This is a genomic window from Chlorobaculum sp. 24CR (assembly GCF_004118635.1).
Lineage (GTDB): Bacteria > Bacteroidota > Chlorobiia > Chlorobiales > Chlorobiaceae > Chlorobaculum.
In genome coordinates this window covers 1-21,080 of the sequence record NZ_SDGU01000035.1, presented here as the reverse complement: position 1 = coordinate 21,080, position 21,080 = coordinate 1, and the positions used below count along the sequence as shown (strand labels likewise).

At 60.3% G+C, this 21,080-nt stretch carries 19 protein-coding genes; 9 read left to right on the top strand and 10 right to left on the bottom strand.

All coding sequences use genetic code 11. The features are described from left to right. Positions 1-7 precede the first annotated feature (7 nt). The 4 genes from EST62_RS07905 to EST62_RS07890 form a co-directional block, all read right to left on the bottom strand. Positions 8-733, bottom strand: coding sequence for a murein L,D-transpeptidase catalytic domain family protein (locus tag EST62_RS07905; protein ID WP_167599251.1), 726 nt, complete (start codon positions 731-733; stop codon positions 8-10). 233 nt (positions 734-966) lie between these two features. Continuing rightward, the gene (locus EST62_RS07900) at positions 967-1,548 is read right to left on the bottom strand and encodes a hypothetical protein (protein ID WP_129051559.1); all 582 of its coding nucleotides are present in this window, start codon (positions 1,546-1,548) and stop codon (positions 967-969) included. An 87-nt stretch (positions 1,549-1,635) separates the two neighbouring features. After that, positions 1,636-2,376 (bottom strand): SIMPL domain-containing protein, encoded by a 741-nt coding sequence (locus EST62_RS07895; protein ID WP_245153544.1) that lies wholly within the window; start codon positions 2,374-2,376, stop codon positions 1,636-1,638. Between the two features lie 66 nt (positions 2,377-2,442). Next, on the bottom strand, positions 2,443-3,072 hold the full coding sequence (locus EST62_RS07890) for a DUF2278 family protein (RefSeq protein ID WP_129051558.1): 630 nt from the start codon (positions 3,070-3,072) through the stop codon (positions 2,443-2,445). 349 nt (positions 3,073-3,421) lie between these two features. Between EST62_RS07890 and tkt the strand changes: the two genes are divergently transcribed. The 5 genes from tkt (at position 3,422) to EST62_RS07865 (ending at position 7,679) form a co-directional block, all read left to right on the top strand. After that, positions 3,422-5,446: a transketolase gene (gene tkt, locus EST62_RS07885; protein ID WP_129051557.1), complete on the top strand. Its 2,025-nt coding sequence runs from the start codon at positions 3,422-3,424 to the stop codon at positions 5,444-5,446. Next, positions 5,443-6,237 (top strand): 6-phosphogluconolactonase, encoded by a 795-nt coding sequence (gene pgl / locus EST62_RS07880; RefSeq protein WP_129051556.1) that lies wholly within the window; start codon positions 5,443-5,445, stop codon positions 6,235-6,237. The genes tkt and pgl overlap by 4 nt, the downstream gene beginning before the upstream one ends. A 95-nt stretch (positions 6,238-6,332) precedes the next feature. Then, positions 6,333-6,563 carry a hypothetical protein gene (locus EST62_RS07875; RefSeq protein WP_129051555.1) on the top strand — a complete coding sequence of 77 codons (231 nt, stop codon included), beginning with the start codon at positions 6,333-6,335 and terminating at the stop codon, positions 6,561-6,563. Continuing rightward, positions 6,560-6,976 carry a type II toxin-antitoxin system VapC family toxin gene (locus tag EST62_RS07870; RefSeq protein ID WP_129051554.1) on the top strand — a complete coding sequence of 139 codons (417 nt, stop codon included), beginning with the start codon at positions 6,560-6,562 and terminating at the stop codon, positions 6,974-6,976. The genes EST62_RS07875 and EST62_RS07870 overlap by 4 nt, the downstream gene beginning before the upstream one ends. Before the next feature lie 154 nt (positions 6,977-7,130). Then, positions 7,131-7,679: a DUF2971 domain-containing protein gene (locus EST62_RS07865; RefSeq protein ID WP_167599250.1), complete on the top strand. Its 549-nt coding sequence runs from the start codon at positions 7,131-7,133 to the stop codon at positions 7,677-7,679. A 236-nt stretch (positions 7,680-7,915) separates the two neighbouring features. On the opposite strand, the gene zwf is transcribed toward EST62_RS07865, so the two are convergent. Further along, positions 7,916-9,355: a glucose-6-phosphate dehydrogenase gene (gene zwf, locus EST62_RS07860; RefSeq protein ID WP_129051552.1), complete on the bottom strand. Its 1,440-nt coding sequence runs from the start codon at positions 9,353-9,355 to the stop codon at positions 7,916-7,918. Next, on the bottom strand, positions 9,352-10,269 hold the full coding sequence (gnd, locus tag EST62_RS07855; protein WP_129051551.1) for a phosphogluconate dehydrogenase (NAD(+)-dependent, decarboxylating): 918 nt from the start codon (positions 10,267-10,269) through the stop codon (positions 9,352-9,354). The genes zwf and gnd overlap by 4 nt, the downstream gene beginning before the upstream one ends. A 328-nt stretch (positions 10,270-10,597) precedes the next feature. Between gnd and EST62_RS07850 the strand changes: the two genes are divergently transcribed. Together EST62_RS07850 and EST62_RS07845 are read left to right on the top strand one after the other, a co-directional pair. Then, on the top strand, positions 10,598-12,031 hold the full coding sequence (locus tag EST62_RS07850; protein ID WP_167599249.1) for a glutamate-cysteine ligase family protein: 1,434 nt from the start codon (positions 10,598-10,600) through the stop codon (positions 12,029-12,031). Then, positions 12,019-13,062 carry a M14 family metallopeptidase gene (locus tag EST62_RS07845; protein WP_129051549.1) on the top strand — a complete coding sequence of 348 codons (1,044 nt, stop codon included), beginning with the start codon at positions 12,019-12,021 and terminating at the stop codon, positions 13,060-13,062. The genes EST62_RS07850 and EST62_RS07845 overlap by 13 nt, the downstream gene beginning before the upstream one ends. A 212-nt stretch (positions 13,063-13,274) precedes the next feature. Here the strand turns inward: EST62_RS07845 and EST62_RS07840 are convergent, their stop codons facing one another. The 4 genes from EST62_RS07840 to EST62_RS07825 form a co-directional block, all read right to left on the bottom strand. Continuing rightward, the gene (locus EST62_RS07840) at positions 13,275-14,405 is read right to left on the bottom strand and encodes a glycosyltransferase family 1 protein (RefSeq protein WP_129051548.1); all 1,131 of its coding nucleotides are present in this window, start codon (positions 14,403-14,405) and stop codon (positions 13,275-13,277) included. Positions 14,406-14,577: 172 nt separating this feature from the next. Next, positions 14,578-15,045, bottom strand: a complete 468-nt coding sequence (locus tag EST62_RS07835) for an aminoacyl-tRNA deacylase (protein WP_129051547.1) — start codon at positions 15,043-15,045, stop codon at positions 14,578-14,580. Positions 15,046-15,141: 96 nt separating this feature from the next. Continuing rightward, positions 15,142-15,924: a patatin-like phospholipase family protein gene (locus EST62_RS07830; protein ID WP_129051546.1), complete on the bottom strand. Its 783-nt coding sequence runs from the start codon at positions 15,922-15,924 to the stop codon at positions 15,142-15,144. Positions 15,925-15,928: 4 nt separating this feature from the next. Next, positions 15,929-17,335 (bottom strand): aldehyde dehydrogenase family protein, encoded by a 1,407-nt coding sequence (locus tag EST62_RS07825; RefSeq protein WP_245153541.1) that lies wholly within the window; start codon positions 17,333-17,335, stop codon positions 15,929-15,931. A 257-nt stretch (positions 17,336-17,592) separates the two neighbouring features. Between EST62_RS07825 and EST62_RS07820 the strand changes: the two genes are divergently transcribed. Together EST62_RS07820 and EST62_RS07815 are read left to right on the top strand one after the other, a co-directional pair. Next, positions 17,593-18,348 (top strand): TerC family protein, encoded by a 756-nt coding sequence (locus EST62_RS07820; RefSeq protein WP_129051545.1) that lies wholly within the window; start codon positions 17,593-17,595, stop codon positions 18,346-18,348. Between the two features lie 159 nt (positions 18,349-18,507). After that, entirely contained in the window at positions 18,508-20,934 is a 2,427-nt protein-coding gene (locus EST62_RS07815) for a Lon protease family protein (protein WP_129051544.1), read from the top strand. Positions 20,935-21,080: the final 146 nt, after the last annotated feature.

Sequence of the window (21,080 nt, the reverse complement as noted above, 5' to 3'; positions counted from 1 at the left end):
GTAAAACTTATGCTGGATTTTGTCCCTTCACTCCGCCAAGCGCGAGTTCAGGATTGAGCACAACCGACCGGGATGCATAGCCCTGGTCTTTGTGATAAATGAACAGGCACGTGCCGTCCTTGATAAGATCGATCAGGTCGAAACACTGCTCCATCGACACGGCCGGGCATCCGAGGCTGCGACCGAGATGACCGGTGCGGCTGATGTAATCCTCGGAAACATAGTCTGCGCCGTGCATGACGATGCTTCGCATCTCGGCCTTGTCGTTGATTCCCTGGTCAAGTCCTTTTAAAACAAGGGAGTAGCCATTCTTTCCGGCGTAGGTGCTTTCCGTGAGATAGAAGCCGATACTGCTCTGGTTCGAGCCTGGCTGGTTGGAGAAGCTGGTCGCCATGACATCACCGCTCCCCCTGCCGTGGGCGACAAGAGCAGAGCGAAGAATCCTGACGTTTCTGACATCGATAATGTACAGACGCTTGACATCAGAGGGTTTGCTGAAATCAATCAGCGTAATAACGTCTTTGCGACGGAGCTGTCCCTCGCGATAGAGGTTCCAGTATCCCTTCAAGGCGAGCTTGAGCGCCTCCGGGTCAATATCGTTCTCCTCTTTGATGGATTGCATCACTGAGGTAATCCACCGGTTCTCCGGCGAATCGTCAGCCGGAATGGCGCGGCTGGCCGCGGGCAACGCCATGAACAGCGTCAGCGAAACGGCTATGACTCTTTTTTTCATACACATACTCCTCAAAGCGCGGTCGAAGAGGCCGCGTCATGGTAATCGTTAGTCATGAACAGAAAGCCGGCAACATACGGTCAGGAAAGGATGGCTCAGGCAAGCTCCTGCACGATTGCCGCGCCGGAGAGTCCGGCTGGCTTTTTTATAAAATCCAGTAAAGATAAATCTTTTTTCGTCGAGGCAAAACGATTGCGCCGAAGTACTACGCTGAATAGCGTATTCAACCTCATTCAGCGCCGGATACCTGCATTGCTCTGGAACCGCACCTGTGCATCGGCAATGCGGGAATTCAGCCTGATGCGCTGCCGCGCGGGCCACCAGTTGAACATCAGATTGCTCAGCGATTCCCAGATCGATACCCAGGCCGCGATGGTCAACCCCTCGACGAGCACTCGCTCGTAAACAAACTGCTGCAAGTCCGGGACTATGGCCGCGCCAAGCGATAACGAAACAAAAAGCAGCGCCATGCCGGAAAGAAGAAAAAGCAGGGATTTTTTCAGCAGCCGCTGCATCGAGGCAAGCTCCAGCTCCCGCTGGTAGATAAAGAACCTCCGTGCGCTGGTACGGATGCGATCCTGAAGCTCCACGGATGGAATGGCGTCGAGGGTTATGCGGATGATGAAATCGACCCTGCCGATTTCACGTACGCAGTCGAGCAGGTAGGCTGCCAAATCTTCGTCGAGGTCTTTGCGGTGAAAGGGCGCCTGCTTGTCGAAATCCTCGTACAGCTCCTCGACCTTCGACGCATACACATCGACGGCGAGGAGACCGTCGTCCGTCCGGTCGTACCGCTCAAGAATATCTTTTTTCATGGCTGTCACGAATCGTTGCCCTCTTCGCCGAAGCGAACCATCGCGCCGGATGCTGATTTCAGGCAAAGTCCCGCGCCCGCTGACGTATCACTTGCCGCTTCCCGAAAGATACTGCCAGCGAGAGCTGACCGAAACCGTCAGCTTCTGCTCACCCGGCTGCACGTCGGTCGGCGGCGCGCCAGCCGGAGCCGCCTCGGCCATGACGGCGCGCATCACGGGAAAATCGTTCTGCGGCTGGCCGTACTGAAGCTCCTGCAACGCACCAAGCTTTCCGCCTGCGGCGCGGGCTATCACCTCGGCATCGCGCCTTGCGCTCCTGACGGCATCGGCGAGCGCCTGTAGGCGAAGACTCTCGAAGCGGGACGAAAAGTAGCGCAATCCATCGACCGTGCCCGTGCCCGCGCCCGCGCCGACCACGGCGTCGATCGCGCCGCCAAGCTTGCCGAGATCACGCACCACGACCCGCACGACGTGCCGCGCCTTGTAGCCCCGGAACTCCCGTTTGCCCGTCGAACGGTTCCACTCCCACTCGGGACTCACCGTGTAACTCGCCGACGAAGCGTCGGCAGCGGAAACGCCCGCCTTGCGCAGCGCCTGCTGGAGTTCGCTCCAGAGCGCGGCAGTCGCGGCGGCGGCTCTGGCCGCGTCTTTGCCGGTCGATTCAACCGTCGTCGTGAATTCAGCCGTATCGGGATCATACGTCACCGCGCTCGATGCCGATACCGAAATACCGCTCTCGACGGCATGAAGCGAAGTAGCGGGAAGGCTGCAACAGAGCAGCGCCAAAACCATGATCGTCACCTTTCGGAAACCAGAATGTCCTTTCATATCAATCTCCTTGCTGATCGTTGAAAAACAAAGCATTCTAAAAGGTAACACCGCGTCGAGGAAAGCTCAAGCCTGTGCTTCGGCGAGGCAAAAGCGCTGCGTGCTGAACTTGCAGAGAAACGCCGCCACGCTGCCGTCGGGCCGCTCGACCATCACCGCGCCGTCCTGCCACGGGCCGTTCTCCGCCGCCCACCGGCTGCCGGGCGGATCGCCCTGGTTCTGGTGAATGTTGTGCACCCCCTTGCCATTGCGGAACGGCTCGCCGAACACGAAGATTCTTCGCCCGCGCCGCAGCATCGGTTCGAGGTCGCGAAACGCATCGTTGCCCGTGCCGTACTTCCAGCAATGCAAGCTCGCCCCCTCCTCGCAACCGGCGCGGACGCACTCCGCCGACGGGCCGAGCCACTCGCTCCGGTAGTAATCGAGCGCCCCGGACTCCTCATCCATCCCGATAAAGCGCCAGCCGTCCGGATGATCGCGCAGCGCCGCCGCCCGGTCATGCGGCAACTCGACCACCTTCCACTGAATGCCGTCGCGGCGCTGCTTGCTGTCCAGATCGACCACGCAGCGATAAACCGCGCCCCGCGCGCGCACCAGCAGCGAGCAGTGGTAGTAGTGCCACGCATCCTGCCGGTTGTCGCAACCGTACCGGAGCAGCGACCCGGCAAGGAATCCATAACCATCGAAAAGCGGCATAGGCTGAGGGGTTGGGTTGGTAACACTGTTATGTTTTCCTCTGTCATTCTGAATGAAGCGCAGCGGAATGAAGAATCCAGAAAGTCACGTATAGCTTTCAGAATCAATCATTTATCACCAAGCCCTGAAAAAAAACTGGATTCTTCTCCCGATAGTGGTCGGGACAGAATGACAGACGACAGAACATTTCTCTGACGATGATTGACTCTTCACATCGCCTCATCATCCAAACTTAGGATTCTGCCGGCCAACCGCAAAAACTGGCAATCCTCCACCACGGAATTTTGACCTTGACCGCCGAGAATGATTACCTTCAATCATACCTTTCAACTGCCGAAACCATCCGCTCATGCCCAACACCTTTTCCATCGAACAACAAGCGATCTCCACGATCCGACTGCTCGCGGTCGATATGGTCGAAAAAGCCAAATCAGGTCATCCGGGACTCCCGCTCGGCGCGGCTCCGATGGCCTACACGCTCTTCACCAAAATCATGCGCTTCAACCCCGCCAATCCGGAGTGGCCCAACCGCGACCGCTTCGTGCTCTCGGCGGGCCACGGCTCGGCGCTGCTCTACGCGCTCTTGCACCTCTGCGGCTACGGCCTCGGCCTCGACGAGCTGAAGCAGTTCCGCCAGCTCGGCAGCCGCACGCCGGGCCATCCGGAGTACGGCGAAACGCCGGGCGTCGAGATGACCACCGGCCCGCTCGGCCAGGGCATCGCCACCGCCGTGGGCGTCGCCGCCGCCGAACGGTTCCTCGCAGCAAAGCTCAACACGGCGGAGCGGGCGCTCATCGAATACTTCACCTACGTCATCTGCGGCGACGGCGACCTGATGGAGGGGGTCAGCTCGGAGGCTTCGTCGCTGGCGGGCCACCTCAAGCTCGGCAAACTGATCTGCCTGTACGACAGCAACCACATCACCATCGAAGGCTCCACCGCCCTGGCCTTCACCGAAAATGTGGCCCAGCGTTACGAGGCCTACGGCTGGCACGTCATTTCGCACATCGACGGCACCAACCTGGACGCCATCGAGCGAGCCGTGCGCGACGCGCAGGAGGTGGACGACCGCCCGTCGCTCATCATCGTCAGTACTACCATCGGCTACGGCAGCCCGCACAAGCAGGGCACCGCCTCGGCGCACGGCGAGCCGCTCGGCCCGGACGAGGCGAAGCTGGTCAAACGCGCCTTCGGCTTTCCGGAGGATGCATCGTTCGTCGTGCCGGACGAGGTGCGCAGCCATTTCCGCGCGGTCGCCGAACGCGGCATCGGGCTGGAACAGGAGTGGAAACAGCTCTGGAAAGCGTTCGGGCAGGAGGAACCCGACCTCGCCTCGGCATTGTCCGACCTCGCCTCGGGCCGCTTCCCCGCCTCGTGGCTGCCAGAGATGCCGGCGTTCACGGCGGGCGAAAAGCTGGCCACGCGGCAGGCGTCAAAAAAAGTGCTCGGCGCAATCGCGGAGAAAATCCCGCTGCTCGCGGGCGGCTCGGCTGACCTGGCCCCGTCGAACGGCACACTCTTCGGAGCCGCGTTCGAGGCTGGGAGCTACGGCGGAGCGACCTTGCACTTCGGCGTCCGGGAGCACGCGATGGGCGCAATGGTCAACGGCCTGGCGCTCTCGAACATGGTGATTCCCTACGGCGCGACCTTCCTCATCTTCGCCGACTACATGAAACCGGCGCTGCGCCTGGCCGCCCTGATGCAGACCCACTCCCTCTTCATCTTCACGCACGACAGCATCGGCGTCGGCGAGGACGGCCCGACCCACCAGCCCATCGAGCAGCTCGCCATGCTGCGCGCCATGCCGGGCTTTGACGTCTATCGCCCGGCGGATGCGAACGAAACGGCGGCGGCGTGGCTGCTCGCGCTCGAACGCCGCAAACCCGCCGCCCTCGTGCTGACGCGGCAAGGCTTGCCGGTGCTCGACGACGCCGACGGACGCCTCCGCGACGGAGTACCGAAAGGAGCCTACGTGCTCGCCGACTGGGCGGAGGGAGCCGAAGCGGAGCCGGGCAACTGCGCCATCATCGTCGCCACAGGCTCCGAAGTGCATCCAGCGCTCGAAGCCAAAGCAGTGATCGAACAAGAGGGCTACGCCGTCCGGGTGGTCTCGATGCCCTCGAAAGAGCTGTTCGCCGAACAGAGCGCGGCATACCGCCAGAGCGTGCTCCCCCCGAACGTCACGAAGCGCGTCGTCGTGGAAGCCGCCACCACCTTCGGCTGGCACGACGTGGCCGGAAGCGGCGGCACGGTCATCGGCCTCGACCGCTTCGGCGCGTCCGCCCCCGGCCCGCAAGTGATGGAGCACTTCGGCTTCACGGCGTCGAACATCGCCGAAAAAGCGCTCGAACTGCTCAAAACCGGAGAAGCATGACGCACTGGATTTCCGCCCCGCACGACGCGCTGCTCGAAAAAGCGGTCGCCTTCATCACCGACGCGGCCTACCGGGCGGTCGCCGAGCGGGGACGCTTCACGCTGGTGCTGTCGGGCGGCAACACCCCGCGAGCGCTGCACCAGAAGCTTGCCGAAGGAATCAGCGAGGAGCGCTACCACAAACTCGGCTACAAGCTGCCCGTCGAGGCGCGCCGCTGCCCGCGCAACCCCGACGCGCTCGCGCTACCCTGGGCGCACACTCTGCTCTTTCTGGGCGACGAGCGCTACCTGCCGCCGAGCCACCCCGACAGCAACTACGGCATGGCCCGCGAAACGCTCTTACGCCACGTCTGCGTAAAACCGGAGAACATTTTCAGGATGCCGACAGAATCAGGCGATCCTGCAGAGGACGCCCGCCGCTACGAATCGCTGCTCCGGGAGTTCTTCAGAAAAACCGGGACGGACGACGCCCCGCCCTCCTTCGACCTCATCCTCCTCGGCCTCGGCGACGACGGCCACACCGCCTCCCTCTTCCCCGGCGACCACACATCGCTCAAGGAGAAGGAGCGCTGGGTCATCGCCGTCGATGCCCCAAACGGCAAACCGCCCGGAATGCGACTGACGCTGACCCTGCCCGTCATCAACGAAGCCAAAACGGTGCTCTTCCTCGTACCGCCGTCACGCTACGAACTCGCCCGCGCGATCAGCAACGGAGAAAGGCCGGAACTGCCTGCGGGGATGGTGAAGCCGAGAAGCGGGGATGTGTGGTGGTTTGTTGAGGGAGTGGAGTAGCTCACTCTTTTGTATGGAGTGAAATAATGTGTAAGTTTTGTATTGTAAATTGTACTTGACGTCGTAGCTGATGAACCATGAAACTGTGACTACTTATGCAATTGACGATTACACTACCGGATATTCTCCCTGATCAGGTCACGCGGGTTATGACCAAAGTGAGGGAATTCTTCGCTCAGGAAGGCATTCCTGTAGAGATCAAACCTGATGCGCCGAAAGGAGATCCCTGGGATAATCTGAACTTAGAGGATATTGCCGTTGACACCGGCATAACCGATTTCGCCGAAAATCACGATCATTATCTTTACGGAACACCGAGACGATGAACAATCAAGTGTTTGTCGATACCTCGGCACTGATCGCCATTGGCAACAAGCGAGATGCTTTTCATTCCCAAGCGATTGAGGTTAATGACCGCTTGGTGAGGTCAAATAGTTTGTTTGTCACTTCAAATGCAGTTTTACTTGAATTTGGAAATGCTTTCAGCACGGTCAATCTGAAACCGTTTTCAATCAGACTGATTGATGCAGTAATGCAATCAAAGAAGTGGAAAAGTATTGTTGTCGATGAACATATCATGAACAGGGGTTTTGCTTTGTACAAACAAATGGCTGATAAAGATTGGGGATTTGTGGATTGTACCAGTATCGTTCTTGCAAAATCTCTGGGGATACAAAACGTTTTCAGCACTGATCATCATTTTGAGCAAGCCGGGTTTACTGTTTTGTTGAAGAGGTAAATCCTTTTTTGTGCTAACCGATCAAGCGAACCTATCCAAAACGCCGCGAAATAGAATGATATTATACAAATACAAGTCTTTGCAGGGCGATGGCTTATTACATTCTCTTGACATGATAGTCAACAGAAGGATTTACCTTTCTGCCTGTGACCGAATGAATGATCCAGATGAGGGAAGCTGGCAAGTTTTTGAGCATAAAGAAAAAATAAAACATCCTGATCAACCATATTTAAACACAGAAAAAATTGCCAGACAAACAATTGATAGACAGAGATTCACGTGTTTTACAAAATCCGCAACAGAACCTCTGCTATGGGCCCATTACGCAGGCGGCTTCAGCGGAATTGCTTTAGGATATGAGTTAGATGAGAAAAAATATGATATTAGGCTTGTCGAATATGAGGGGCGAGCCTGTGTAACCCTTGAACAATTACAAAAAATTGCTGAAGGCATAAACCCTCCTCAAGATTTTGGGATTTTGAAAACAAAAGCAAAGTGCTGGATATATGAGGAAGAGTACAGACTTTTTGGATCCATAAACGATGAGCACTATCTAAATAACATCATTCCTAAATCAATAATATTAGGGCCTTATGATTCAATTCATTCTGATATTATTGAAGATATTTCAAGAAAGTATGGCATTGCAATATCATATTTAAACAAAGATGAAGAAGATAATTACTGTATTGAATCTTTATAAATTTGCTTCCAAAACAATCTCCCGCTACTGTCATTCTGAAGACGATTTGTCGGCTGAAGAATCCAGAAAAGCATCGTAATATCTTGCGAATCAGTCGGCTATCCCAACCTTCGGGAACTGGATTCTTCACTTCGTTCGGAATGACAGATGCTTGTCCGCAACTTTATCCCCGACACAAGAAGGGCGGACACACAGGTCCGCCCCTACAGAATATTCAACCCATCATCCCCTATCCGTCACCCGTAAATCCTCGACGATTCCGGTCCCCAGCTATGAACCGGGTACAGCTCCGGAACCTGGCCGTCGATTGAATCTTTCAGGCTGTCGATAATTTCCCACGAGTACTCCACGCTGTCTTTGCGGATGAAGTTCATCTGGTTGCCTTCGATGGCGTCGAGCAAAAGGCGGTGGTACGGCGTGAGGCCCTCGCCCTGGAAGGTGTTGCGGTAGTCGAACTTCATGAACACCGGATCGGTAATCATCTGCTCGCCGGGTCGTTTCGCGCCGAAGCGGATGGCGACCGTCTCGTCGGGCTGGATGCCGAGCACTACCTGGTTCGGCGTACTGCACGCCGCGCCGCCGGACGGGCCGTAGTAGTTCTGCGGCGGGCAGCGGAAGGTGATGACGATTTCGGTGACCTGTTTGGCGAGGTTCTTGCCCGCCTTCATGTAGAACGGCACGCCCGACCAGCGCCAGTTGTCGATGTGGAACTTCACGGCGGCGAAGGTTTCGACCTTCGAATCCGGCGCGACCCCCTTTTCGGCGACGTACCCCTCGTACTGGCCAAGCACCACCGAGTCGCGCACCGAGTCGATGTTGAAGCGGCGCACGGAGCGCAGAATTTTGGACTTTTCGTCGCGAATCGAGTCGGCGTCGAGATCGACCGGCGGCTCCATGGCGATGGCCGCGAGCAGTTGCAAGCCGTGGTTCTGGATGATGTCGCGCAAGAGCCCGGCCTCCTCGTAGTAGCCGCCGCGCCCCCGGATACCGAAATCCTCGGCGATGGTAATCATCACCTGCGCGATGTACTGCCGGTTCCAGAGCGGCTCGAAAATGCCGTTGGAGAAACGGAACACCATGATGTTCTGCACCGGCTCCTTGCCGAGGTAGTGGTCGATGCGATAGACCTGCCGCTCCTCGAACACCTCGTCGATGACGCGGTTCAGCTCGCGGGCGCTTTCGAGGTCGTGGCCGTAGGGCTTTTCGGCGATGAGCTTGCGCCACCCGGTGCATGAGGATTCGCGCCCGCCCAGCCCGGCCTTGCCGAGATTCTTCACCACGGCGGGCGCGAGGCTCGGCGGTATCGACAGGTAAAACATCAGGTTGCGGCAGGTTCGCCCATCCTCCGCCTCCTCGCGCAAAATCTCGCCACGCAGCCTCGCGTAGCCCGCCGGATCGTCGAGATCGGCCCGCACATAAAAGAGGCGGCGGCAGAAGATATGGAGCCGCTCGGCGTCACCGGCGGCTTCGGGCGAGTGCTCAAGCAGCCGCTCGCGAACGCTCTGGCGGAACTCGTCGTGGCTCATCTCCTGCCGCCCGACGCCGATCAAGCGGAAGCTCTCCGGCATGTGCCCCCACCGGGCGAGCTGGAAGACCGACGGAAACAGCTTGCGCGAGGCCAGGTCGCTGCTCGCGCCAAAGATGACGATGGTGAAGTTGTCGAGGGCGGCGCTCATGCTTTCTCCTCCCCGGCTCCGGGAGCCTGGTAAGCGTGACCGCCGAAGCCGTGACGCAGCGCGGCGACCACCTTGTCCGAAAAGTTCTCCTCGCTCTGCGACCGGAAGCGACGGAACAGCGCGCCGGAGATGATCGGCACCGCCACGCCGAGATCGATGGCCGCCTCGACCGTCCAGCGCCCCTCGCCAGAATCGGCCACCTTGCCGCCGAGCCAGCCGAGGTCGTTGTCCTGCGCGAACGCCTTGCCCGCCAGCTCCATGAGCCAGCCGCGAATCACCGAGCCGTTCGACCAGACCCGCGCCACGGTCTCGTTGTCGAGGTCGAAGCCGCTGGCGCGAAGCAGGTCGAACCCCTCGCCGATGGCCTGCATCATGCCGTACTCGATGCCGTTGTGCACCATTTTAACGAAGTGGCCCGCGCCGGACACGCCCATGTAGCCGCAACCGTCCGGCACGCAGAGGCCGCGAAGCAGCGGCTCGACGTACTCGTAGGCCTCCCGCTCACCCCCGGCCATCATGCACGCGCCGTGGCGAGCGCCGTCCAGCCCGCCGCTGGTGCCGACGTCGAGCAGCCGCACGCCCGCTTGGCGCAGCCGCTCCGCCCGCGCCACCGAATCGGTGTAGCGCGAATTGCCGCCATCGATGACGATGTCGCCTCGATCGAGGAACGGCAGCAATCCGTCGAGCACCGCATCGACCGCCCTGCCCGCCGGAACCATCATCCACACCACGCGCGGCTTCGGCAGGTCGCCCACAACGTGCTGCAACGAGCTTGCTGCCGTCGCCCCTTTTTCAGCAATCGCCGCGACCGCCTCCGCCGAAAGGTCGAACGCCACCACCTCATGGCCCAGTTCGAGCAGATGTTCGACCATGTTGAAGCCCATCTTGCCGAGGCCGATGAATCCTGTCTTCATATGAAATCTCCTTTTTTAGGAGTTGTTACTCCCGGCGGTGATTATTGGTTCCGTTCCACTCTATCGATTACCGCGACGGGACCTGTTGATCTTGCGTAGGAGCAGTCCCCCGTGGCTGCCCGATTTCGCCAAAGCCGTGTGCCCGGCATCCCGTCCGGGCGGGCATAAAACCCGCCCACACAAATTCACGACCCTGCGGCAATTCCGATTCCATTGGAAAGATACCCTCCGCCACAATCGGATTGAGCAATAACTTTCGGGAAACTGCGACAATTCATTTGCATCTGACAGACCTATTACCCAGATTGGGTTAACTAACGATCTATCGATGGGCAGTGAAATAGCGAAAACCGAGTTCAGCGAACAGGATTTCCGGCAGTTTCAGCAGAATCTGCGAAAGGAGACGCTGATGCTGATGGAGTGGTTCTCCGCGGACGCTTTCGAGCAACGCGAGGTTATGTGCGGCTTTGAGCTTGAAGGGTGGCTCGTGGACAGCGATTGCGCTCCGGCGGCACGGAACGAGGAGTTCCTTGCACGGGTTAACAACCCTCTCGTCGTGGCCGAGCTGTCGAAATACAACTTTGAACTCAACGTCGCGCCTCATCCGCTGAATCGCCAACTCCCGGAGTTCCTGCGCGGCGAGCTTCAGACGCTCTGGGACAACGGCTCCCTCCACGCCCGTGAGATGGGCTGCCAGACCCTCATGACCGGCATTCTGCCGACCTTGCAGGACAGGATGCTCACGCTCGAAAGCATGTCGTCGATGCAACGGTTCCACGCCCTGAACCGTGAAATACTGCGCACCAGATCACGTCATCCGCTCAAAATAAACATCGAGGGGCCGAATGACCGGCTGGAGGTCGTGCATCACGATGTCATGGCCGAGGCGGCGACCACCTCGCTGCAGATACACTTTCAGGTTCCGCTCAGCCGCGCCGCCGCTTTTTACAACGTCGCTCACGTGCTCTCGGCGCCAATGGCCGCGCTGTCGGCCAACTCGCCATTTCTTTTTGGACGCGAACTCTGGGACGAGACCCGCATCCCGCTCTTCGAGCAGGCTGTGTACACCCCATCGTTCGTCGATCTCTCCGGCAGGCCGGTTTCGCGCGTCACCTTTGGGCGCGATTACGTCCGCGACTCACTACGGGAGGTTTTCCTTGAGAATCTGGACGGTTTTCCGGTGCTGCTGCCAGTCACGCTTGACCACGACTTCAGCATGATGCACCACTTGCGGCTGCACAACGGCACCATCTGGCGCTGGAACCGGCCACTGATCGGCTTCGGCGAAAATGGCCGCCCGCACCTGCGCATCGAGCACCGCGTTCCGGCGGCGGGGCCGTCGATTCCCGACGTCGTCGCCAATATTCTTTTTTTCTACGGAGCGATGATGTACCTGCAACCTGAAGTTCCGCAGGCCAACATTTCGTTTGAACAGGCGCGGGCCAATTTTTACGCTGCCGCCCGCTCCGGCCTCAACGCCAATGTCGCCTGGACTTCGGGAAGCACGATGCCCGTCGAGACGCTCATCTTGCAGCACCTGATTCCGGGCGCGATTCTGGCGCTGGCCGCGGCGGGATTCGACAGCCGCGACCTGCGCTATTACCTCGTCGATATTCTGGCGCAGCGGGTAGCGTCGCGGCGCAACGGGGCGTGGTGGCAGAAGGCCTTCGTCGGCAAGCACGGCCCCGACTTCCGGGCGCTGACGCAGGCCTGCCTCGATAACCAGAGCCTCGGCATTCCCGTTCACGAATGGAGCATCTGAACCACTACCCCGTCCCGGCGCTCCGCCGCTTCGAGCGCCTGCCCGACGGCTTCACCGACGCGCCGGTCGAAAAAATCGGGACGATCCTGCCCGGTCCGTCGCTGATCCGCATCGCGGGCGAGCCGGGGCCGCCGATCTTCGTTTCGATCCTTTTGCACGGCAACGAAACCACCGGCTTCGACGCCATGCAGCGCCTCCTCGCCGGATATGACGCGCCGCGCCGCCCGTTGCCAAGACCGGTGCTGCTCTTCGTGGGCAACGTCGCCGCCGCCGGACAGAAATTACGCAAGCTCGACGGGCAGGCCGACTACAACCGCATCTGGCACGACGAGCGCTATCCGGAGCACCGGCTGGCGCGAGAGGTGCTGGCGGAGGTGGCCAAAGCCGCGCCGCTGGCCGCTATCGACCTGCACAACAACACCGGCAAGAACCCGCACTACGGCTGCGTCAACCGGCTCGACGACGCCACGCTCAGCCTGGCGCGGCGTTTCAGCAAAACCATCGTCTGGTTCACCGAGCCGCGCGAAGTGATTGCGATTGCGCTGTCGAAAATTTGTCCTTCGGTGACGCTCGAATGCGGCGTATCGGGCAACGCCGCCGGAACGAGCCACGTGGAGCAGTACCTCCGGCACAGCCTTGAGCTCTCCGCCGAAGCGCTCTTCACGCCACCACCGAACCACCTCAGCGACCTGTTCCACACTACCGCCCGGATCGTCGTGCGCGAAGGACTGCGCGTGGAGTTCGGCGCGTACGGAGGCGACGCAGATCTCTGCCTGCGCGAAGACCTCGAAAGCCTCAACTTCGAGCGAGTGCCCGAAGGCGCGGAGCTGGGGCGTTACCGCGCCGCCGCGCCGCCGCTCGTCGTGACCGACAACGACGGACGCGACATCACCCTTCGCTACCTCCGCTTCAGCGAAGAGCGCATCTTCACGAAGCTGCCGATCGTACCCTCGATGTTCACCCGCGACGCACGGGTCATCATGCAGGACTGCCTCGGCTACATCATGGAGCCGTACGAAGTGAAGGGTTGATAACTTAAGCGTCAGAGCAAGGAGACGCATTGGTTTGTAGGGGCAGGCCTCGCGCCTGCCCTGCTTGAAACAGTCTAAAGGCCGCACGTACAAAAAAAACTGAAACAACGGTGACGCCAGGGCAGCCGCGAGGGCTGCCCCTACGGGATCGTGATCGGGATTTGATTTGGAGTTGGTTTCGGGATCGGTCTGATCCGTCCGTTCCGCCAAGCTCACCGCCTCGCGTTGGTGGCGATGAGGTCGAGGTAGCGGGCGATGAGCTGGCCGTTGACCGCCGCCCATGATTTGTCTTCGGCAAAGGCGAGGCCGCGCTCACGCATGGCGCGGAACAACTCGCCATCCTGCATGAGCTTTGTGAAGCACTTGTAGAAATCACCGATTTCCCCGGCTTTGGCGACCAGGCCGCCGCCGGAGCGCTCGACCAGCTCACGGCATCCGCCGAGATCGGAGACCACGGCGGGCAAGCCGGTGGCGAGCGCTTCGAGCGCCACGTTGCAGAACGCCTCGGTAGTCGAGGGAAAGAGGAACAGATCGCCGCTCGCGTAGGCTTCCGGGAGCGCCACGCCGGTCAGGTAGCCGGTGAAAACCGCGTCGGGCATCCGCCGTCGCATCTCTGCCTCCTCCGGGCCGGAGCCGATCATCACGAAACGTACGCGCTCGCCGAGGCCCTCCTCGATGAAGCGCTGGTAAAGGCTCATCACCACCTCGATGTCCTTGTAAAGCACGAAGCGCCCGGCGTAGATAATGACCGTCCGCCCCTCGGCGTCCCACGCCCGCCGCAGCTTCGCGGAGCGGCGAGAGGGGTCGAACAGCTCCCTGTCGATGCCGCGCGACCAAAGTTCGACCCGCTCGATCCCCTTGCCGGTGAGCCGCTCGCGGACGCTCTCGTTCGGCGCGAGCGTCACGTCGCAGGCGTTGTAGAATTTCCGGAGGAAGCGCCAGACCGCCGGTTCGGCGAAGCCGAGATGGTAGTAGCTCAGGTAGGAGGGAAAATCGGTGTGGTAGGCCGAGCCGACCGGAATGCCTTTTTTCCTGGCATAGCGCAAAACCTTGCGGCCAACGATGTCGGGGGTGGAGATGTGGACAATGTCCGGCGCGAACTCGTCGAGCTGCCGTTCGGTGACGGCGTTGTAGAACCCGAGTTTGTAGTCGGGGTAGAGCGGAATGGGCACCGACGGCGTCAGGTTAACCGGCACCGAGGCGTTCGATCCAGGGGCGAAATCGGGCGTCCAGACCACGACCTCGTGGCCGTTTTTGATCATTGACGAGACAAGCTGGTAGATCGACCGTACGGCGCCATCCTTGTCCTTGACGTAGGTTCCCGCATATAAGGCTACCTTCATATCGGCGGCGGCAAAAAGCTGAAAATCGTTGCATCTGACTCATGGAACATCGAAACGCGCCTACAAAACCGCAGGCCGTTCCTCGCCATTTCAGGCTCCGTCAAAGGTACTATTTCCCGCTTAAAAAGCCGCGCCGCCGCTGAAGATTGCCAAACCGCTCGCTCCGGCTGACCTACGAACCGGAGGCGATACTGCCCATGACCGGGCTGACCAGTCTGCGGTAATCGAACCATGAGAGCCTGACAAGCTCCCGGTGAGTTCCGGCGTTGAAGACAATATCCATGCTTCCGTCCAGCTCGTCATCCGCATAGACCGCCATGCCGTACAAATTGCCGAAAGGTGGCATCGCGCCGATTTCGCACTCAGGAAACAGACCGCTGAACTCCACCTCCTCGGCAAGGGCGACATCACGAGAGCCGCACAGTTCGCGGAGCTTGTCGAAATCGAGGTGGCGCGAAGCGTGCAGAAGCGCCATGGCCATGTTGCCGTCGATCGTCACCATGACCGTCTTGACCAGCTCGTTGCCCGACACGTGCGCGGCGGCTGCGATCTCTTGCGCCGTGTAGGCCGGCGAGTGGCTGGTGACGAAGTACTTGACCTGATGGCCGTCGAGGAACTCCCGTAATCTTTGGATAGGCATTGCGTCCTCCTTTGATTTGGTGTTGAAGCACGGGCTTTTTCAAAACGCAAACCGTCGCCTTTGCATTCCCGGTTCCGGCTCGAAAAGAGCGGAACGTCACCGGTGCGCGTCCCGCCACGCTTCGAGCAATGGCATGGACTCGCGGTAGCCGGTATCGAGAATCTCCGGCACGGCGGACATATCGACCAGGCTGAAGCGGGAGAGATCGGGCGTGATGACCAGATCGGCCTCGCTGATCTGAATCTGCGAAATGGCGCGCATAGCGCTGTAAAAAGCGTTGAGCAAAAGGTCGGGCAAGTGCTCTGGCCGCCGGAAGCTGTGACGGCCAAAGAGGTCGATGCACGCGATCCGGCTCGCGCCCATCGCCTTGAGCGGAGAGACCGGCACGTTCTCGGTCAGTACGCCATCGACCAGCAGCATCTCGCCCAGCTCCACCGGTTTGAAAATGCCGGGAATCGACGAGCTGGCCATCACCGCCGTGGCAACGTCGCCCTCGCGCAGCACCACCTTGTTTCCGGTGCAGATGTCGGTGGCGACGATAGCGAGCGGAACCGGCGACTCCTCGATGCGGCGCGAGCCGAGCTGGGCGCGGACAATCTCGCCGAATTTGCGCATCGAGAGCAAGCCGTAGCCGGAGAGAGTGAGGCCCGACAGATCAGACCAGTCCAGCTCAAGGGCAACCTTTTCGATCTCCCGCCAGCTTTTGCCGAAGGCGTGCATCGCCGCGATAAACGAGCCGATGCTGGTGCCCGCGACGCAATCCGCGCGAAAGCCGGTCTCGTCCATCGCCTTCAGCACGCCGATGTGCGCCGCGCCAAGCACCACGCCGCCGCCGAAGGCCAGGCCGGTTTGTTCCGATACGTTGCTTGTTATACTCATTCGCCTATGAAAAGATGGTGACAATTTTCTTGAGCAAGCTGAACCGGCCTGCCGTGTAGGGAGGATAGCGCAGATCGGGATCCGGAAAACCGCCCCGCTCAAGTACGCTCCGCTCGGCGGTGAAGGTCTCGAAGCCCGCCCTGCCATGATAGACGCCGATGCCGCTCGCGCCCCTGCCGCCGAAAGGCAGGCCTGGAATCGCGGCCTGAAAAAGCAGGTCGTTACAGCAGACGCCGCCGCTCCGGGTGTGCTCGCGCAGATAACGAAGCTCCGCGCGGTCACGCGAAAAAAGATAGACGGCGAGAGGCGCGTCGAGCGACCGGACCATGCCGACGGCCTCTTCGAGCGTCGTGAACGAACGCACCGGCAACAGCGGGCCGAAAATCTCCTCCTTCATGAGATCGGAATCTTCGGGAACGTCTCGGAGAATCGTTGGCGCGATATAGCGCGAAGCCTCGTTCGGGCCGCCCCCCTCGACGAGTGCGCCCTCGCGCCGCAACGCTTCGAGCCGCCGGAAGTTGCGGGCATCGACGATCCGGCCATAGTCAGCGCTCGATTGCGGATCGTCGCCGAAAAACTCACGCAGCGCCTCCTTCATCATCGCCAAAAGCTGCTCCTCGACGGACTTGTGAACCAGCAGATAGTCGGGAGCCACGCAGGTCTGCCCCGCATTGAGGAACTTGGCCCACGCGATACGCCGCGCGGCCAGGCGCAGATCGGCCTTTTCGGTGACGATGACCGGGCTTTTGCCGCCAAGTTCGAGCGTCACCGGCGTGAGGTGCCGCGCCGCCGCCGCCATCACCTCACGCCCTTTCCGGCGGCTGCCCGTAAAAAAAAGATGGTCGAAGCGGTGTTCGAGCAAGCTGGCGGTGAACGCCGCATCGCCTTCGGCAACCCTGACCGCCTCCGGATCGACAGAGCGCCCCAGCTCCCCGAAGAGCAGAGCCGACGTGGCCGGAGCCATCTCCGAAGGCTTCACCACCGCGCAGTTCCCGCCGGCGAGAGCGCCGATGAGCGGGGCCAGGCAAAGCTGCAACGGATAGTTCCATGCGCCGATGATGAGCACGACGCCCAGCGGCTCACGCTCGACGAACGCGCGCGCGGGCTGGTAGTGCAACGGTACGCCGACTTTTTTCGGACGAATCCAGCCGCGAAGGTGCTTCAGGACGTACCGGATTTCGCTCCTGAGCCAGGCGGTCTCGGTCAGCCAGGTCTCGGCCACAGGCTTGCCAAGATCGGCATGAATCGCCTCGGCAATGGCGGCCTCGCGCTCACGCAGAAACGCATCGAGGCCCCGAAGCTGCCCGCGACGCCATTCGAGCGAGCGGGTTGACCCGCTGTCGAAGTATCGCCGGAGTCCGGCATGGGTTGTAGCGTCGTAGGATTCGGGCATGGCTTTTTGCGTTATCATGCAGCCTTGATATTTCTGTAGGGGTAGCCCTCGCGGCTACCCATCTTGTCAGCGTGACATTGAACAGAGGGCAACCGCAAGGGTTGCCCCTGCAATGCATTGTCTCTCTCGCTCTTCAATCCATCGACAAACAAAAGAGACGCCCTGATAAATGTATTCAATATCGGCCATTATGAATCGTATTTTTGCCGGTCTGGCTCTGCGGATGTAACTTCCCGAAGCCAAAGACACAACCCTCAATCAACGCAGATACTTCTATGGAATGGATTTTCAGTCCTGAGGCCTGGATTGCCCTGTTGACGCTGACGACGCTTGAAATCGTCCTCGGCATCGACAACATTATTTTTCTCACCATCATCGTCAGCCGGATGCCCGCCGAGCAGCAGAAGCCGGGCCGCATACTCGGTCTCAGCCTCGCCATGCTCACCCGCATCGCGCTCTTGCTGTCGATCACCTGGGTGATGCGCCTCACCAACGAGCTGTTCACCGCTTTCGGCCACGCCGTCACCGGGCGCGACCTCATCCTGCTCGGCGGCGGGCTGTTCCTGCTCGCCAAAAGCACCCACGAAATTCACCAGAGCCTCGAAGGCTCGGAAGAGGTCATCAAGGAGCGCTCCGCCTCGAACTTCGTCATGACGCTCATCCAGATCGCCATTATCGACATCGTCTTCTCGCTCGACTCGGTCATCACCGCCGTGGGGCTGGCCAAAGATATTCCGGTCATGATTCTGGCCATCATGATCGCCGTTTTCGTCATGATCATCGCCTCCAAAACCATCGGCGAATTCGTCGAGCGCCACCCGACCATCAAAATGCTGGCGCTGAGCTTTCTGATTCTCATCGGGGCAACGCTGGTGGCCGAAGGGGCCGGATTCGAGTTCCCGCGCGGCTACGTCTATTTCGCGATGGCCTTCTCGGTTTCGGTGGAGATGCTCAACCTGCGGCTGCGCAAGCGGGAGAAGGAGCCGCCGGTGCATCTGCGCAAGGCGCTGGAAGATGAAGAGGCGGCCTGAACGCGGCTTGCGGGAACCATTTCCGAACAATCAAAAGTTCTCTAAAACAGAGAGATAACCGAACACTGACCGTGCGTCCAGACAGGCGGCTTTCCGATTCCGGCGAAGGGCCGCTTCCGGTTGAGCCCCTTTCGCCGTCCGGAAAAAGGAGCGCACACCATGCCCATTCCCGCAAAACTCCTCCCCGCGCAACTCTACAGCCGGTGCGATCCCGGACAGTTCACCTTCAGCACCACCGCCGATCTCGATGGCTCGACAGAAATCGCAGGCCAGGAGCGAGCACTCGAAGCGATCCGGCTCGGCATGGGCATCCGGCGCGACGGGTTCAACCTCTTCGCCCTCGGCCCGTCCGGAACCGGCAAGGAGACCACCGTGCTCCAGCTTCTCAACGCCGTCGCGCCGAAAGAGGCTCGACCCGACGACTGGTGCTACGTTTACAATTTCGGCAAACCGCGCAGCCCCAAAGCGCTCCGCCTGCCGCCCGGCCAGGCGTGCCGCCTGAGCGACGACATGGAGCGCCTCGTCGAAACGCTCTTCGGCGTCATGCCCGCCGCCTTCAGCAGCGAAGAGTACCAGTCGCGGGAAAAAGAGATCGGCGAGGCGTTGCAGGAGAAGCAGTCAAGCGCCATCGAGGCGATTGAACACGATGCGCAGGAGCACGAAATCACCCTCATCCGCACTCCGGGAGGCTTCGCTTTCGCGCCGGTGCACGAGGGCAAGGTGATCGCGCCCGACGTTTACATGCAGATGAAACAGGAGGAGCGCGACAAGATCGAAAAAGAGACCAACCGCCTCCGCGACAGCCTGCAATCGATCATGGCGCAGTTCCCCAAGTGGCAGCGAGAAACCGCCGACAAGATCAAGGAGCTGAACCGCGAGGTTTCGGCATTCGCCCTCAAACCGCTCATGGATGAAATCAGAGCCAGATACAAAGAGGTCGAAGAGGTGCTGCGCTATCTCGACGAGGTCGAGCGCGACATGATCGAAAACTTCGGCCAGTTCCTCGAAAAGGAGACGCCCGAAGAGGGGCCGTTCATGATGCCGCCGCAATTCAGCCCGGCAGGACGCAAGCGCTCCGCCGTCCGCTACCGGGTGAACGTGATGATCGACAACAGCAAGCTCAACGGCGCACCGGTGATTCTCGAAGACAAACCCGCCACGCAGAACCTCGTGGGCGACATCGAGCACGCCGCGCAGATGGGCACGCTCATCACCGACTTCACCCTCATCAAGCCGGGCGCCTTGCACCGGGCAAACGGCGGCTACCTGATTCTCGACGCGCGGCGGCTCCTGCTTGAACCTTTCGCCTGGGAGGCGCTCAAAAAAGCGCTCCGCACCCGCCAGATCCGCATCGAATCGCTCGCCCAACTTTACAGCTTGGTCAGCACCATTTCGCTCGAACCGGAACCCATTCCGCTCGATCTCAAGGTCGTTTTGCTCGGCGAACGGAGGCTCTACTACCTGTTGAGCAGCTACGATCCTGACTTCAACGAACTGTTCAAGATCGCCGCCGATTTCGACAACGACATGCAACGCAACGATGAAACGCATCTGGCCTACGCGCACCTGGTCGGCTCGATAGCCGCGCGAGACAAGCTCCTGCCGTTCGAGCGCGACGCGGTGGCCCGCATCATCGAGCACGGCTCCCGCATGGCGGGCGACGCCACCCGGCTCTCCTCGAACCTTCAGGCGATCCGCGACCTCGCGCACGAGGCGGAGTACCACGCCGCGCAAAACAAGCGGACGCAGGTGAGCGCCGACGACGTCGAGGCGATGCTCGAAGCGCAGCGTTACCGCGCGGCGAGGGTTCAGGAGCGGATGCGGGAGGCGATGATGCGCGGCACGATTCTGATCGACACCTCGTCGGAACAGGTCGGCCAAATCAACGGCCTCTCGGTCTATTCCCTCGGCGAACAGAGCTTCGGTACGCCGAGCCGCATCACGGCGCGGGTGCGCCTCGGCAAGGGCGAGGTGATCGACATCGAGCGCGAAGTCGAGATGGGCGGGCCGATCCACTCGAAAGGGGTGATGATTCTGTCGGGATTCCTCGGCTCGCGCTACGCCGCCGACGAGCCGCTCTCGCTTTCGGCGACGCTGGTCTTCGAGCAATCCTACGGCGGCATCGAGGGCGACAGCGCCTCCTCCACCGAGCTCTACGCCCTGCTCTCGGCGATTTCGGGGATTCCGATCCGGCAGTGGCTGGCCGTCACCGGCTCGGTCAACCAGCACGGCCAGGTGCAGGCCATCGGTGGCGTCAACGACAAAATCGAGGGATTTTTCGATCTTTGCAAAGCGCGCGGCCTCGACGGACGCCACGGCGTACTGATTCCCGCCTCGAACGTCACGCACCTGATGCTCCGCCACGACATCGTCAAAGCGGTCGAAGCGGGAGAGTTCTCCATCTGGCCCGTCACGCACATCGACGAAGGCATCGAAATTCTGACCGGCGTTCCTGCGGGAGAGATGGATGAAAATGGCGCCTGGCCGGAGGGAACAGTCAATGCGAAAGTGTTCGAGCGACTCAAGACAATGGCCGAAAAACTGAAGGCTTTCGGCAAAAAACAGAGCGACGAACCGGAAAAATGATGTGATTCTGAGTTGACGGAAAAGGCGGCTGAAGCGCGAAAATCGATGTTACAATAAAGGATCCTCGAAGCAGAGCTTCGAGGTATTTAGAAGAGTTGGAGCTGCTGTGAATGCAACTTTTTATACTCAATTTCTCGACCTTGACT